This is a genomic window from Duganella sp. GW821-FHT01E12 (genome assembly GCF_059422325.1).
On record NZ_JBWKWR010000010.1, the window covers coordinates 1 to 16038 of the forward strand.

General features: G+C 63.3%; 12 protein-coding genes. 9 read left to right on the forward strand and 3 right to left on the reverse strand.

The features are described 5' to 3' along the window. The 3 genes from AC07WS_RS23380 to AC07WS_RS23390 all read left to right on the forward strand — a co-directional run. A partial coding sequence (locus AC07WS_RS23380) for a glycoside hydrolase family 3 C-terminal domain-containing protein (RefSeq protein WP_494731385.1) occupies positions 1 to 1140 on the forward strand: 1140 nt, incomplete at its 5' end. Positions 1141 to 1161: 21 nt separating this feature from the next. Next, the gene (locus tag AC07WS_RS23385; protein ID WP_494731386.1) at positions 1162 to 2499 is read left to right on the forward strand and encodes a glycoside hydrolase 5 family protein; all 1338 of its coding nucleotides are present in this window, start codon (positions 1162 to 1164) and stop codon (positions 2497 to 2499) included. 11 nt (positions 2500 to 2510) lie between these two features. Further along, positions 2511 to 3713: a glycoside hydrolase family 27 protein gene (locus AC07WS_RS23390; RefSeq protein ID WP_494731387.1), complete on the forward strand. Its 1203-nt coding sequence runs from the start codon at positions 2511 to 2513 to the stop codon at positions 3711 to 3713. Positions 3714 to 3800: 87 nt separating this feature from the next. Here the strand turns inward: AC07WS_RS23390 and AC07WS_RS23395 are convergent, their stop codons facing one another. Beyond that, a complete protein-coding gene (locus AC07WS_RS23395) occupies positions 3801 to 4484 on the reverse strand; it encodes an LrgB family protein (protein ID WP_494731388.1) in 684 nt (227 codons plus the stop codon). Continuing rightward, a complete protein-coding gene (locus AC07WS_RS23400) occupies positions 4481 to 4888 on the reverse strand; it encodes a CidA/LrgA family protein (RefSeq protein WP_494731389.1) in 408 nt (135 codons plus the stop codon). The genes AC07WS_RS23395 and AC07WS_RS23400 overlap by 4 nt, the downstream gene beginning before the upstream one ends. 77 nt (positions 4889 to 4965) lie before the next feature. On the opposite strand from AC07WS_RS23400, the gene AC07WS_RS23405 reads away from it, so the two are divergent. Beyond that, entirely contained in the window at positions 4966 to 5853 is an 888-nt protein-coding gene (locus AC07WS_RS23405; RefSeq protein WP_494731390.1) for a LysR family transcriptional regulator, read from the forward strand. On the opposite strand, the gene AC07WS_RS23410 is transcribed toward AC07WS_RS23405, so the two are convergent. Continuing rightward, positions 5850 to 8522, reverse strand: coding sequence for a TonB-dependent receptor (locus AC07WS_RS23410; protein ID WP_494731391.1), 2673 nt, complete (start codon positions 8520 to 8522; stop codon positions 5850 to 5852). The two genes, AC07WS_RS23405 and AC07WS_RS23410, sit on opposite strands and share 4 nt — an antisense overlap. 510 nt (positions 8523 to 9032) lie before the next feature. Between AC07WS_RS23410 and AC07WS_RS23415 the strand changes: the two genes are divergently transcribed. The 5 genes from AC07WS_RS23415 (at position 9033) to AC07WS_RS23435 (ending at position 16015) form a co-directional block, all read left to right on the forward strand. Beyond that, positions 9033 to 10283: an ABC transporter substrate-binding protein gene (locus tag AC07WS_RS23415; RefSeq protein WP_494731392.1), complete on the forward strand. Its 1251-nt coding sequence runs from the start codon at positions 9033 to 9035 to the stop codon at positions 10281 to 10283. Between the two features lie 136 nt (positions 10284 to 10419). Next, positions 10420 to 11304, forward strand: a complete 885-nt coding sequence (locus AC07WS_RS23420; protein ID WP_494731565.1) for a carbohydrate ABC transporter permease — start codon at positions 10420 to 10422, stop codon at positions 11302 to 11304. Positions 11305 to 11314: 10 nt separating this feature from the next. Next, on the forward strand, positions 11315 to 12181 hold the full coding sequence (locus AC07WS_RS23425; RefSeq protein ID WP_117013486.1) for a carbohydrate ABC transporter permease: 867 nt from the start codon (positions 11315 to 11317) through the stop codon (positions 12179 to 12181). 24 nt (positions 12182 to 12205) lie between these two features. After that, complete coding sequence (locus AC07WS_RS23430) at positions 12206 to 13345, forward strand: ABC transporter ATP-binding protein (protein WP_494731393.1); 1140 nt, start codon at positions 12206 to 12208, stop codon at positions 13343 to 13345. Between the two features lie 39 nt (positions 13346 to 13384). After that, positions 13385 to 16015, forward strand: coding sequence for a TonB-dependent receptor (locus AC07WS_RS23435; protein WP_494731394.1), 2631 nt, complete (start codon positions 13385 to 13387; stop codon positions 16013 to 16015). Positions 16016 to 16038: the final 23 nt, after the last annotated feature.

The following is a 16038-nucleotide window of genomic DNA, read 5'->3' on the forward strand; positions in this document are numbered from 1 at the left end:
CGCACCGACGCGGAGGACGGCATGGTCCTGCTGAAGAACAGCGGCGTGCTGCCGTTGAAGGCCGGCGCGAAGAAGATCGTCGTCATCGGCGCGCATGCGGATGTGGGCGTGCTGGCCGGCGGCGGTTCGTCGCTGGTGTATCCGGTGGGCGGCAGCGCCGTCACCGGCATCGGGCCGGCCACCTGGCCCGGTCCTGTGGTCTACCATCCGTCGTCGCCGTTGAAGGCGATCCAGGCGCGCGCGCCTGGCGCCAGCGTGGTCTATCACGACGGCGTGGACGCTGCCGCCGCTGCGCGTGCGGCGGCCGATGCGGACGTGGTGCTGCTGTTCGCGCAGCAGTGGGTGGGCGAATCGGTGGATGCCGTCTCGCTGTCGCTGCCGGACAATCAGGACGCGCTGATCGCCGCCGTGGCCAAGGCCAACCCGAAGACGGTGGTGGTGCTGGAGACCGGCGGCCCCGTGCTGATGCCGTGGCTGGGGCAGACCTCCGCCGTGCTGCAGGCGTGGTACGCCGGCACCAGCGGCGGCGAGGCCATCGCCCGCGTGCTGTTCGGCGAGGTCAATCCGTCGGGCCGCCTGCCGGTGACCTTCCCGCTATCGGCAAGCCAGCTGCCACGGCCGGTGCTCGATGGCGATCCGAAGGACGAGAGCAAGCGCTTCGACGTGAACTATCACGAAGGCGCGGCGGTCGGCTACAAGTGGTTCGACCTGAAAGGACTGAAGCCGCTGTTCCCGTTCGGCCACGGCCTGTCGTACACGCAGTTCGCCTACTCCGGCCTGACCGCGAGCCAGAAGGACGGCAAGCTGCAACTGCGCTTCAAGGTGACCAACACCGGCGCGGTGAAGGGCAAGGACGTGCCGCAGCTGTACGTGGCGCCGCAAGGCGCGAAGTGGGAGGCGCCAAAGCGCCTGGCCGGCTGGGACAAGGTCGAACTGGCGCCGGGTGAAACCAAGGAAGTCAGCGTGAGCGTCGATCCGCGTCTGCTGGCGATGTTCGACAGCCGCTCCAAGACCTGGCGTATCGCCAAGGGCGGCTACAAGGTGCTGCTGGCGCATGACGCAGCGGATACCGGAGCGGCCAGCATTACCGTGCAACTGCCGCAACGCGTACTGGATATCGCCGGCAAGGCCGGCAAATAAACCAACCATAAAAAGAGCGAAATGATGAGACAACTATATAAATTCTGCGCGGCCGCCCTGATGTTAAGCGCCTGCGGTATTGTTAGCGCTAACGACGTTCACGGAGGCGGCGGCAAGGCCGATTTCGTTAGCGTCAAGAAGACGCACTTCAGCCGAAAGGGCCAGGCGTACTACATCGTCGGCGCGAACTTCTGGTACGGCGGCTACCTCGGCGCGGCGAGCGGCGTCGGCGAACGCGCGCGCCTGCTGAAGGAGTTGGACAATATGCGCGCGCTGGGCATCAACAACCTGCGCGTGCTGGCGGTATCCGAAAAGACCGAGATGAAGAGCGCCGTTCGCCCCGCCACGACAGCGGCGCCGGGCCAGTACGACGAGGAGCTGCTGGCCGGACTGGACTTCCTGCTGGCCGAAGTAGCCAAGCGCGATATGACGGTGGTGCTCTACCTGAACAACTTCTGGCAATGGTCCGGCGGCATGACACAGTACCTGAACTGGTTCGAGGGCACGCCGGCGCTGGACCCGAACGTCACCCATGAATACGACGATTTCATGAAGAAGACCGCCGGCTTCTATCGCAACGCCGCCGCGCAGGCCGAGTACCGCAACGTGATCGCGAAGATCGTCAAGCGCGTCAACACCATCACCGGGAAGCCGTACTCCGAGGATGCCAGCATCATGTCGTGGCAGCTGGCCAACGAGCCGCGTCCGGGCGACGGCGCCGCCACGCCTGAGGAAAAGGCGGTCTACGTCAAGTGGGTGGACGAGGTGGCGGGCTACATCCATAGCCTGGATGGGAACCACATGGTCAGCAGCGGCAGCGAGGGCCTGGCCGGCTCCGCGCAGGATGCGCAGCTCTACCAGGACGCCCACCGCACCCACAACATCGACTACCTGACCTATCACCTGTGGCCGAAGAACTGGGGCTGGTTCGATTCGAACAACCCGACCGGCAGCTGGGACGGCGCCATCGCCAAGAGCCGCGACTATCTGAACTCGCACATTGAGCTGGCGAAGAAGTTGAACAAACCTATCGTGTTGGAGGAGTTTGGCCTGGACCGCGACGGACCATCGTTCAGCGTCAAGGCCACCACCAAGATCCGCGACCGCTTCTACCGCGAGGTGTTCGACATCATCTACCGGCGCGCCAGCAAGGGTGACCCGATCGCCGGCTTCAACTTCTGGGCCTGGGGCGGCGCCGGCCGCGCCGCCAATGCGGACTACTGGTGGAAACCGGGGAATGACTTCGTCGGCGATCCGCCGCAGGAAGAGCAGGGCCTGTACTCGGTGTTCGATTCCGACGTCAGCTCGCTGTTGCTGATCAAGGAATACGCCGACCGCCTGCACACCATCAAACACTGAGGAGTGGCCCCATGAAGCGCTTGTTGATCTTGTTGGCGATGGTTGTCTGCGCAAACGCCAGCGCACAGAAGTTCGAAGGGTTGGGCGCCACGCCGCAAATGGGCTGGAATAGCTGGAACACCTTCGCCTGCAATATCAACGAGCAGCTGATACGCGACACCGCCGACGCGATGGTCAAGCTGGGCCTGAAGGATGCGGGCTACGAGTATGTCAACATCGACGATTGCTGGCACGGCACGCGCGACAAGGACGGCGTGATTCGTCCCAACGCAGAGCGCTTCCCGTCGGGGATCAAGGCGCTGGCGGATTATGTTCACAGCAAGGGGCTCAAGCTGGGCATCTATTCGGACGTGGGCGCGACCACCTGCGGCGGCCATCCCGGCAGCCGTGGTCACGAATACCAGGACGCGATCACCTACGCATCGTGGGGCATAGACTACGTCAAATACGACTGGTGCGACAGCAAGGGCCTGAGCGCCATCGGCGCCTACACCACCATGCGCGACGCGATCCGCAGCGCTGGCCGGCCGATGTTGTTCAGCATGTGCGAATGGGGCGAAAGCAAACCGTGGGAATGGGCGGCGGACGTCGGCCACTCCTGGCGCACCACCGGCGATATCTATCCGTGCTGGGATTGCGAGTTCAATCACGGCTCGTGGTCGCAGTTCGGCGTGCTGCGGATACTCGACAAGCAGGCCGGCCTGCGCAAGTTCGCGGGACCGGGACACTGGAACGACATGGACATGCTCGAAGTGGGCAACGGCATGAGCGAGGACGAGGACCGCGCGCACTTCGCCATCTGGGCCATGATGGCGTCGCCGCTGATCATGGGGAACGATCTGCGCAGCATGCCGGAGGCAACGCGCCGCATTCTGGTCAACAAGGATGCGATCGCGATCAGCCAGGATAAGCTGGGCGTGCAGGCATTGAAGTTCATGGACGGCGCCCAGCTGGAATACTGGGCCAAGCCGTTGGCCGGCGGCGACTGGGCGGTGATGGTGCTGAATCGCGGCGAGCAGGCTGCCGTGATCAGCTACGACTGGAAGAAGCACGTCGTCGGCGATGACCTGAGTAAGCGCGAGGCGGACTTCAAGAAGACCGTCTACAACTGGACCGAAGTCTGGAGCGGGAAATCCGGCGACACAAGCAGGAAGCTCGAAAGCAAACTCGCGCCGCACAGCGTGCTGCTTTTGCGCCTGAAGGTGCGAGGGTAAGCTGTCATTGACGCCGCTGGCATGGCCCGGCGCGCAGACGGATGGCGACGCGGAGTTCCCGTCCGCCAGTTCCGCTAGTGCGTGCCCTCATGCGGCGGCCAGCACGGTCCCCAGCCAGGGCGCCAGCAATGCCATCAGGATGCCGCTGAAGATCATGGTCAGGCTGGCGACTGCGCCTTCCTGCGGGCCGATCTGGCGCGCGGTGGTCAGCCCGAAGCCATGCGCCGCCGCCCCGAATGGCGCTCCGCGCGCGATGCGCATCCGCAGCGGCATCAGGCCAAGCAGCGCCTGTCCCAGCAAAATGCCGAACAAGCCGGTGATGATGACGAATATCCCCGTCAGCTGGGCGGAGCCGCCCAAGTGCCGCGTCGCCTCCAGCGCGAACGGCGTGGACACAGACCGCGCCAGCAGGCTTTGCGCCATGCTGCCGTGCAGGCCAAGCAGGCGGTCCAGCAGCAGCGTGCTGCCCACCGAAGCGGCGATGCCCGCGCAGCTGCCCAGGCCCAGCGCCAGCCAGTGCTGCTTGACCAGATCGCGATACTGGTAGATCGGCAGCGCGAAGGCCACCGTCGCAGGGCCCAGCAGCCAAGGCAGCCAGCGCGTATCGCCGAAGTATTGCGAGAATGGTGTGGACGACAGCTCCACCACGGCGATCAGGATGGCGGATGTGGTGATGGCCGGTGTGAGCCAGAAGTAGCGGTAGCGCCGGTACAAGGCCTGGTTAGCGTAGAACAGGCCGAGCGTCAGCAGCAGGAACAGCAGGGGCTTCATGCCGGTGCCCCTTTGCGCTGTACGCGTAAACGCCGCAGGCGGCGGCCTCGATCCAGCCGGCACACCCATTCGACCGTGAACGCGGTAGCCAGCAGCACGGCGATGAAACCCAGGCCGATCGCTGCGAACAGGCGCAGGCCTTCGCTCTTCAGCAGGCCGGTGAACTGCACCACCGACACCACCAGCGGAATAAAGAACAGCAGCATATTCGACAGCAGCCAGTCCGCGCCGTGTTCGACGGCGGCCGGGCGCACAACGCCGCTCAGCAGCAGCGCGACCATCGCCAGCAGGCCGACGATGCCTCCGGAGAAGGGCAGCCCTAGCCAGGATGCCGCGCGGTCGGCGCCATACCAGGCAGCGATCAGCAGCAGCACTTGCGCGACGGTGGAAAAGAGACGTTTCATGAGTCCATTCTAGGCGCGGCCGATGAAAAGATAAAATGAATTAAGATTATGAAAATCATTCGAATATGGAATAGTTGATGGATATCCGTTCGCTGCGCTATTTTGTCGCCGTGGTCGAGCAGCAGAGCTTCAGCCGCGCCGCCGAGCTGCTGCACGTGACCCAGCCCACCGTCAGCAAGATGGTGCAGCAGCTGGAGCAGTCGCTGAACCTGGTGCTGCTGGAGCGCGTCGGCAAGCGCTTCACGCTGACCGATGCCGGCGGCGTGGTGCTGCAGCGCGGCCGCGCGCTGCTGGCGATGCACGAGGAGATGGGCGTCGAGCTGGCGGACCTGCAGCAGCTGCGGCGCGGCGATTTGCGGCTGGGCGTCACGCAGCACGCGCACGCGCTGCTGGCGCCACTGCTGGCGGCCTACCACCGGCGCCACCCGGACATCGAACTCAAACTGTTCGAAGGCGGCTCGCAGTCGATCGAACGGGATCTGCGCAACTGCACGCTGGAGATGGGCACCATGCTCGATTACCCGGCCAACGCCGGCATCTGGCAGGAGTTCGAAGGCTCGCAGCTGGTCTGTTCGCCCTTATGCCTGCTGGCGCCCGCCGATTCGGCCTGGCATGGCCGGCGCCGCGTGGCGCTGCGCGAACTGGCCGACAGCGCCTTTATCTTCTACGGCGAATCGTTCGCGCTGAACGACATCGTGGAAGACGCCTGCCGCGGAGCAGGATTCAAGCCGCGCATCAGCGGGCGTAGCGGAGAGTGGGAGTTCGTGGCGTCGCTGGTGCGGCTGGGCGTGGGGATTGCGCTGCTGCCCAAGGTGTTCTGCGACACGCTGCCGCGCGCGCAGTTCACGGTGGTGAGGCTGGAGGAACCAGCGCTCGACTGGAAGCTGATGCTGGCCTGGCGGCGCGGCGGACATCTTTCGTTCGCCGCGCGCGCCTGGCTGGATCTGGTCCGAAGTAAGGCTTAGAAGTTCCCGCCGACGCGGACACCGAACATGCGCGGCTCGACGAAGGTGGCCCTCATGAAGCCGCCGTAGGTCGAATCGCCGCTGGTCTTCGCGTGGCTGTCCGAGATATTGCGGACATAGAGCTCCGCGTGCCATTTGTCGTCCGGCGCCTCCAGCCGCACCGACGCATCGCCCATCGCATAGGCCTTCTGGTTGCGGCCGATGTGCGCGAAGTCCGAATTGAGCAGGTCGAAGTAAGCCTTGTCGCGCCAGTTCACCTTCACGTATGGGATCACCTTGTAGCCATTCTCCAGGCCGAACTCCTGCGAGAAGTTGACGTTGAACTGATACTTCGGCGTGTTTGGCAGGTGGTTGCCCTCGATGTTGGCGAGGCGGCGGCCCAGCAGCGTCTTGTCGGAACCGTTGTAGACGGCGGGGCAGGCCGGCAGGCCGAGTTCCGTCCTCACGTCGCACTGGTAGTCGTCGCTGTACGAGTTGAAGTTGTGAACCGAGGTGTTGATGTACGCGAAACCGCCGCCGATACGGCCGCCGCGCCATGGCTTGTAATCCCACTCCAGTTCCAGGCCGGGGATGTTCACCTTGCCGACGTTGATGGTGCGCCAGGTTTCATACACATCGCACTTCGGCTGGTCGGCCGGGCAGGGCAGGCCGTTGTCCGGAATGATCTGGTTGACGAAGTAGGTGCCGGTCAGCTGCATGCCCTTGTACTTCATGAAGAAGGCGGTGGCCGAAAGGCTCAGCGTATTGTCCAGGAACTTGCCCTTGAAGCCCAGCTCATAGTTGGTCACGGTCTCGGGATCGTAAGGCAGGAAGGTGACCACGCCCGGCTTGCCGTCCGCGCACTTGTGGTAGTTGCAGCTGTCGGTCTTGTCGGCGAAGCCGCCGGCCTTGTAGCCGGTCGATACCGAGGCGTAGACCATCTTGTTGTTGTCCAGCTGTTTCTGCAGGCCGAGGCGCCATGTGACTTTTTTCCAGTCCTGCTTATGGTCGTTGGAGGTCGGCGCGCCGTACAGGTGATAGGCCGCCACGCTGCCGCCCATGCCCGGCGTGAGGTCGGTGCCGTCGTGGACGTGGAAGCCCGGCGTGCCTGGCGTGCCTTGGGAATACAGGCCGTTGTAATAGGCGGGATCGCCGATCCAGTTGGCGCCATAGACTTCGCCGCCCTTATCCTGTTTGCTGTCAAGGCTATAGCGGGCGCCGACGGTGGCGGTCCAGGTGGGGATGAACTTCCAGTCAGCCTGCGCGAATGCGGCCTTCGCATCGACCTGGCGGTTGGGCTGGTGATACAACACGCTGCCTACGTCGCCGTACGGCTTCTGGATGGTGTTGGTGATCTCGTAGTCGATGTTGTTCCGCTCATGCATCCAGAACAAGCCGCCCACGTATTGCAGGTTGCCCAGCTGCTGCTTCAGCTGCGCCTCGTGCACGGTCGACAGGTAGCGCGAATCGAGCGTGCGATGGAAGGAGTCGGTCAACGGCCAGGTGCCCCAGTTACCGCCGGCCATATTCGGATACTGGCCGTTGATCTGGAACGGCGCGGCGTTCTGCAGGCCCTTGTCGTCGTCGGTGATTTCGTTGCGGCGCTGGTCGGCCACCTGGAAGGTGTAGTCGAAGTTGGTGTGGTCGTTGATGTTCCAGTTGACGCCCGTGCGCAGCGTGCGGATCTTCATATCGACGTGGCCCGGCACGTTGACGTTGATGTCCCACTTGCCCTGGCTAGTGCAGGCGTAGCGCGTGCCGGCGCCGGCATCGCAGTCGCGGAAGGCGGCGCCGCCGGCGCTGGAGTCCTGGAACTCCTCATACGATGCCTTAGCGGTGACGTCCTTGTTCACTTTCAGCAGAGCGGAGAGGCGGCCGGCCCACTCGTTCTGGTTGGTGTAGTACTCGCTCGGGCCGACCGGGTGGTTGAAGCGCTGGTCCACGTCCGGCTTGCCGTTCGGGACCCAGCCCAGCGCCGGGGCGTTGGCTTCGCTCACGTCGCGGGACTGGTTGGCGTAGCCGCCGCGCTTAACCTTCATGAACGTGGCGCGCAGTGCCAGCGCGTCGTTGACGACGACGTTCTGCACCAGCGACAGCTGCTTCTTGTTGTAGTTGCCGAGGTCCAGATCGGCCTTGCCGTAGTTGCCGGTCCAATCGGGTTTGGCGGGGATGACGTTGATGCTGCCACCGGTGGAGTTACGGCCGAACAGCGTGCCTTGCGGGCCGCGCAGCACTTCAACCTGATCGAGGTCGAACATCAGCGCCTGCGCGCCCTGCGGCCGTGGCGAGTACATGCCGTCGACGTGGAAGCCGACCGCCGGGTCGCCGGTCTCAGTGAAGTTGGTCGAGGTGATGCCGCGGATGGTGATCTGCACCGCCGAATCGAGGCCGGTGTTTTCGATGACGACGTTGGGCATTTCGCCGCTCAAGTCGCGCAGGCTGGTGGCGCCTTTGCGGGTCAGCTGGTCCTGGCTCAGCGCAGTGACGGCGAGCGGGGTGCGCAGCAGCGAAGTCGAGTACCGGGTCGCGGTCACTTTGACTTCGGGTATCTGGTCGGGGTTGGTGATCACCGGCGCCGTGGCTGCGGCGGTGGAAGCCGCGTCGCCGGCGGCGCCGTTGTTAGCGCTATCATTTTGCGCATTTGCTACGATGGTCATGAAGCCGCAAGCGCTGGCCACGGCCAGACTCATGAGAGTCCTTCTCGTTGGTTCAAGCATTTCATCTCCTTGTTGTCATTCATTATGGGCGCTGGTAGCCGCGCCTTATGGTCAGTGGATCGCCATGGCCCGAGGCGGCCGCGCTCGGAATGTGGCAATCTGACAATTCAGTATTGCACTCCAAAAAGTTGACGGTCAAACGAAACGAAAATAGGCGCGGCAGTTTATTTACCTTTACTAAACATGCGGTGCGGCGCGCGATCTGCCGTCTCGCAACAACAACAATCCGGCCTTTTTGTTAAGTTTTGTAAGTTTTCCTTGCGAATCCTTGCAGAACGCTGCCGCCGCTCTCCCTCATTTCCCCCGTCGCGTCCCTTTGGCGGTAAGGAAACGTAACGCCGTGTTCCCGTTGCGGAAATTAATGCCAATGAATTCAATGGCTTAGGTTATTCGTTCCCTCCAGCAACTCACTCGTCTGTCACAGAAAAGCCGATGCTAGAATAAATTCATCGTTGTAAATAAAGCCATGCAAAGGATTCAAATATGCAAGTACGCCGGATTGTTCGCCACGCTCTGTTGATCGCCATGTTTTCCGCCCAGGCCGCGCAGGCCGGCACCTTGGTGATCGAAAGTTGGCGCGTCGACGACAAGACGTTGTGGGAAAAAGTGCTGCTGCCGGCCTTCGAAAAAAACAATCCGGGCATCGAGGTCAAGTTCGCGCCGACCGCGCCGACCGAATACGACTCCAGCCTGGCCGCGCGCCTGGCCGGCGGCACTGCGGGCGACCTGATAGCGTGCCGGCCGTTCGATGTGTCGCTGTCACTGTACAAGAAGGGCCACCTGGATAAGCTGGACGGCAAGCCGGGTATGCAGAACTTTCCGGCCACGTCCACCGTGGCCTGGCAGACCGACGACGGCAAGGACACCTTCTGCATGCCGGTGGCCTCGGTGATCCACGGCTTTTTGTACAACAAGAAGATATTCAAGAAGCTGAACCTGCAGCCGCCCAAGACGGTGGATGAATTCTTCGCCGTGCTGGAGGCGCTGAAAAAGGGCGGCGTGTCGCCGCTGGCGCTGGGCACCGCCGACCAGTGGGAATCGAGCCAAATGGTTTATACCAATATCGGCCCCAATTTCTGGCGTGGCGAGGAAGGGCGCAAGGCGCTCATCGCCGGCAAAGCCAAGCTGACCGACGCGCCGTTCGTCGAAGCGCTGCAGTTCGAGCAGCGGATGGGCACTTATCTGGGCAAGGGCGCCAGCGCACAAACCTATGGCGACAGCCAGAACCAGTTCGCGCTGGGGCGCGCGGCGATCTACCCGACCGGCTCGTGGGACATCTCGTACTTCGGCCAGACGCCCGGCCTGGAGCTGGGCGCGTTCGCGCCGCCGGTGCGCAAGGCGGGCGACCCGTGCTTCATCTCCGACCACATGGACATCGGCATCGGCATCAACAAGAAGTCCCGCAACAAGGAGGACGCCTACAAGTTCCTTGCCTGGGTGGGCTCGCAGGAATTCGCGGATATCTACACCAACCGCGTGACCGGCTTCTTCTCGCTGTCGAACCATCTGATCTCGGTGCGCGATCCGGTGGCCAAGCAGATGGCGGAGTGGCGCGGCAGCTGCGCCTCCACCATCCGCTTCAACGCGCAGGTGCTCAATCGCGGACAGCCCAGCATGGAGAGCGAGCTTTGGAACGTCAACGCCCAGGTATTGAACGGCAAGCTGGCGCCCAAGGACGCGGCGGTCAAGCTTCAAAACGGTTTTGCAAAGTGGTACAAGCCACAGCAAAAGTAGTATCACACCAATCCCTCCCCCTGATTGTGTGATTCCTTTGGCCGGCGCCGGGCGCGGCGCCGGCTCTTTTTTTGCCCGAATTCTGGAGGCTTACTTGAAACATGCGGTTAATACGGTGCGGCCCTGGCAGTTGCTGATGTTCCTGGCGCCGGCGGTGATCGTCTACTCCCTGTTTAGCGCGCTGCCGCTGGTGCAGACGCTGGCGCAGGGCTTCTTCAGCGCCGACGACAGCGGCAAGGCCACCTTCGCCGGCCTGGAGAACTTCCGCACCATCCTGCTCGATCCCGACTGGTCGGCGGGCTTCTGGAATGCGATGGCCAACAACGCCAAATTCTTCTGCATTCACATGCTGCTGCAGAACCCCATCGGCCTGCTGCTGGCGACGCTGTTTAGTTTGAAGGGCCTGCGCGGCGCCCGAACCTACCGCACGCTGATCTTTTTGCCGACGTTGCTGTCGGTGGTGATCATCGGCTTTATCTGGCAGCTGATCCTGTCGCCGCTGTGGGGCGTGGGCGAAAAGCTGATGGGCTTTGCCGGCCTGGCCGAGTGGTTCGCGCCGTGGATGGGGCAGGAGGAAACCGCCCTGGCCACGCTGTCGATGATCTCCGTGTGGCAGTACATCGGCATGCCGATGATGCTGATCTACGCCGCGCTGCTGGCGGTGCCGGAGGAAATCGTGGAGGCGGCCCATGTGGAAGGCGCCAGCGCGCTGCGCATCTTCTGGCAGATCAAGCTGCCGTTGATCTATCCGACGCTGGGCCTCGTGACGATACTGACCTTCGTCGCCAACTTCAACGCCTTTGACCTGATCTACTCGATCAAGGGCGCGCTGGCCGGGCCGAATTATTCGACCGATATTCTGGGCACGCTGTTCTACCGCACCTTCTTCGGCTATCAGGCGCAGGTGGGCAACGCCTATCTCGGTTCCGCCGTCGCCACGCTGATGTTCCTGGTGATACTGGCCGGCGTGGGTATTTATTTTGTCGGTGTCCAGCGCAGGCTGACCCGCTTTGCACTGTGAGGGCCGCGCCATGACCGCTATCGCCATGAACCCGACCGCGCCGCTGGCCAGCCGCTTCGACCTGGGGCGCCTGATGGTGCACGCCACGCTGATCGCTTACACCGTGCTGGCGCTGTTCCCGATCGCGCTGATTCTGATTAACTCGGTCAAGACCCGCGCCGCCATCTTCGACGATCCGCTGGCGCTGCCGACGATGGAATCGCTGACCTTCATCGGCTTCCAGAAGGTCCTGGCCAGTACCAACTTCCTGCTCTATTTCGGCAACAGCCTTTACGTGACGCTGGCGGCGCTGCTGTGCATCGTGCTGTTCGGCGCCATGGCCGCGTGGGCGCTGTCGGAGTACAGCTTCATGGGCAACCGGGTGCTGACGCTGTTCCTGGCCCTCGGCATCATGATCCCGATCCGTCTCGGCACGGTGTCGATACTTGAGCTGATGGTCAAGCTGGACCTGGTCAACACGCTGTCGGCGCTGATCCTGGTGTACACGGCGCAGGGCCTGCCGCTGGCGATCATGATCCTGTCCGAGTTCATGCGCCAGGTGCCGTCGGAGCTGAAGGACGCGGCGCGCTGCGACGGCGTCGGCGAGGTGCGCATCTTCTTCCAGGTGATCCTGCCGCTGATACGGCCGGCGATTGCGACGGTGGCGGTGTTCACCATGATCCCGGCCTGGAACGACCTGTGGTTCCCGTTGATCCTGGCGCCGTCCGACCGCACCAAGACCGTCACGCTGGGCGTGCAGCAGTTCATCGGCCAGTACGTCACCGACTGGAATTCCGTGCTGGCGGCGCTGTCGCTGGCGGTGATCCCGATGCTGATTTTGTACGCGGTCTTTTCGCGTCAATTGATCCGTGGCCTGACGGCCGGCGCGGTCAAGTAATCCAACAACAGAAAGAGGAATGTAATGGCAAGTGTCAGCCTGAAGCAGCTGCGTAAATCCTACGACGGCAAGACCGATGTCCTGGCCGGCATCGACCTGGATATCGCACACGGCGAGTTCGTGGTGCTGGTCGGCCCTTCCGGCTGCGGCAAATCGACGCTGCTGCGGATGTTGTGCGGCCTGGAGAGCATCACCGGCGGCAGCATGTCCATCGGCGACGAGGTGGTCAACCACCTGCCGCCGGCGGAACGCGGCATCGCCATGGTGTTCCAGAGCTACGCGCTGTATCCGCACATGACGGTGTACCAGAACATGGCCTTCGGCCTGAAGGTGGCGGGGCAGGGCAAGGCGGCGATCAAGGAACGCATCACCCGCGCCGCCGCCACGCTGAAGATCGAACACCTGCTGGAGCGCCTGCCGCGCGAGCTGTCCGGCGGCCAGCGGCAGCGGGTGGCCATCGGCCGCGCCATCGTGCGCGAACCGCGCCTGTTCCTGTTCGACGAGCCGCTGTCCAATCTGGACGCCGCGCTGCGCGTGCAGACTCGCCTGGAGATCGCCAAGTTGCACCGGCAGCTGGACGCCACCATCGTCTACGTCACGCACGACCAGGTCGAGGCGATGACGCTGGGCGACAAGATCGTCGTCATGCACGAAGGGCAGATCCAGCAGGCCGGCACGCCGCTGGACCTGTACCAGCAGCCGCGCAACCTGTTCGTGGCCAGCTTTATCGGTTCGCCGAAGATGAATCTGATGGCCGGCACCGTCGCCGAGGCGGGAACCGGCGGCGTGCTGGTGCTGCTGCCAAGCGGCGAGGCGGTTCGCGCCTACGTCGACGGCAGCGGCCTGCGCACCGGCATGAAGGTCACGCTCGGCCTGCGCGCCGAGCATATCAACGAATCGCGCGCCGGTTCGGAAGTTTTCAAAGGCGAGGTCAGTGTGGTCGAACACCTGGGTGAAGCCAATTACATCTACGTCAGTCGTGAAGGTGCAGAAGACGTGGTGATACGCGGAGACGGCGAACGTCACGTCGAGATCGGACAGCCCATCGTCTTCTCGGCCGACAGCACCGCCTTCCACGTGTTTGACGAAGGGGGACAGGCGCTGCGGCGGCTGCGTCCGGGGAATATGGTGTCGGCGGCGCGCAGCATCATGCGCAGCGTTTGATATCGATGCGGTTCACATTTTTCAAACAAGGAGAATTGAATGACTAAGCCGGTATTTAAGAAAAAACTACTACCTAACCTGATCGCGCTGGCGCTGAGCGGCGGCCTCGCGCCGCATCTGTACGCGGCAGATCCGGCTACGGCCGAAGCGGCACAGTCCAGCGACGTTGTACCGGCTGGCGAAACCGCAACCGTCGAGGTGCGCGGCATCCGCGAACGTCTCAAGCGCAACCTGGCCGAGAAGCGCGACTCGGGCAACGTGATCGACACCGTCACCGCCGAGGAAGTGGGCAAGTTCCCGGACAAGAACGTGGCTGATTCGCTGCAGCGCGTGCCGGGCATCTCCGTGGACCGCACGTGGGGCGAGGGCCGCGACATCTTCGTGCGCGGCACCGATAAGAACCTGAACCTGACGCAGTTGAACGGCCAGGCCGTGGCCTCCGGCTACTGGTGGAAGAACGATTCGCAGAGCCGTGGCTTCAACTACGACATCCTCGCGTCGGAACTTGTGGGCAGCATCGACGTGTACAAAAGCCCGTCGGCGGACCTGGACGAGGGCAGCATCGGCGGCCTGGTGATCGTCAAGACCCGCAAGCCGTTCCAACTGAAGCCGCTGGTGGCGCAGGTGTCGGTCGAGGAGACCCACAGCAAGCTGCCGAAGAAAACCGATCCGCAGGTTTCCGGCCTTCTGAGCTGGACCAACGAGCAGAAGACCTTCGGAGCGCTGGTCGCCATCAGCCGCCAGCAGCGCACCATGCGCCGCGACGGCCTGGAAAACTTCACCGACTCCACAAAGTACAACATCGTCGACCAGAACGGCGTCGTCACGCCGGGCGCGTATGCGTCGTGGGGCGGCGGCTCGGCCATCTTCCGCCAGGACCGCAAGCGCACCACCGGCGACATCACACTGCAGGCCCGCCCGAACGCCAACACCGACCTCTCGCTGAACTACATGAACTCGGATATGAGCATGGACAACAGCAACCAGAACTACCTGTGGGAAGCGGGCGGCCTGGCGGATGCGAAGGGCAATATCGCCGTCACCAATCCGAAATTCATCACCACCTCCGACGGCACCAAGGCGCTGGTGGGCGGCACGGTCGGCCCGACGGGCGGCGTGTCGTTCGAGCCTATCTTCCGCCAGTCCTACGTCAAATCGGAAGTGCTGGACCTGGAAGGCACCTACGACGCCGACAACTGGAAATTCCACGGCCAGGCCGGCACCACCAAGGGTTCGGGTGGCAGCGACCATGACCGCAACTTCTGGTTCGTCGGGAACACGCGCACCACCTTCAACATCGCGCCGGACACCTATGAGGTCAAGTACCAGGACATCAACCCGCTCGACCCGAGCAAGTTGACGCTGCAAAGTTCGCGCGACTGGATCCGTCGCATGGAGACCAAGGAGAACTACGCGCAGGGCGACCTGACGCTGGACCTGAACAACGGCTTCCTTAAGTCGGTCAAGGTCGGCGCCAAGTTCCGCGACACCACAGTGCAGAACCACCGCATCATCGGCACCGACGGTCCTGGCAATCCTGGCTGGCAGTCGTTCTCGCTGGCCGACCTGTCGACCGGCGCGTCGCCGCTGTTGAGCCAAAAGGCCGCCAATCCCGGCTCGCTGACGCAGTATGCATGGGTGGACGACGGCCTGGCCTACTCCAAGGGCTTCCCGATGTACGACAAGGGCATGGTCTACGCGGAGGCGAAGGGCGAGTACTACAAGATCAAGGAAAAGATCTACGCCACCTACGCTCGGGCGGACTTCGCCACGGGCGCATGGCGCGGCGACTTCGGCGCCCGCATCGTCAAGACCGACCAGACCTCCGAGGCCTACCAGGACTTGACCGGCTCGGGCAACTACACGCTGGCCAACGTCAGCCGCAGCTACACCGATGTGCTGCCCAACCTGAATGCGGTCTACACCGTCAACAAGGACTTGCTGGTGCGCGGCGCCGTGGCGCGTGTGATGGCGCGTAACACCTACAGCGATTTGAGCGCCAGCACGGAAGTCAGCGGCACCACCAACGCCGCCACCTCCGGCAATCCGCTGCTCAAGCCTTACCACGCGAACCAGGCGGAGATCGGCGCGGAGTGGTACTACGCCGACGCGTCGCTGCTGTCGGCCACGCTGTTTGCGAAGAAGCTCGACACCTTCATCTACACGCAGACGACGCAGGAAAACGTGGCGGGCGTGATGCGTCCGGTCAGCCGTCCGTACAACGCCAACAACGGCGAAACGGTCAACGGCCTGGAACTGCAATGGCAGCAGGCGTTCAGCAGCGGCTTCGGCGCCATCGTCAACTACACCTACACGGACGCCAAGACCGGCGCCAACGCGGGCGGCGTGAAGCTCAACGTGGTGGGCAACTCGCGCAACCAGGCCAACATCACCGGCTTCTTCGAGAAGAACGGCTACAGCGCGCGGCTGTCGTACAACTACCGTTCCAAGGCCTATGGCGCGCTGGATGAAGGCGGCCAGGATGTGACCAGCGCCTACGGCCAGTGGGATGCGTCGGCCAGCTGGGATATCACGCCGAAGATCAGCCTTTACCTCACGGCGGTGAACATCACCAATGAAGTCATCCGCACCAACACCACTGATGGTTTGCCGGTGGGCGTGTATGAAAACGGCGCGCGCTACAGCGTTGGCTTGAAAGCCAAGTTCTGAAAAAGCTGGGCGTAGTGCCGTGC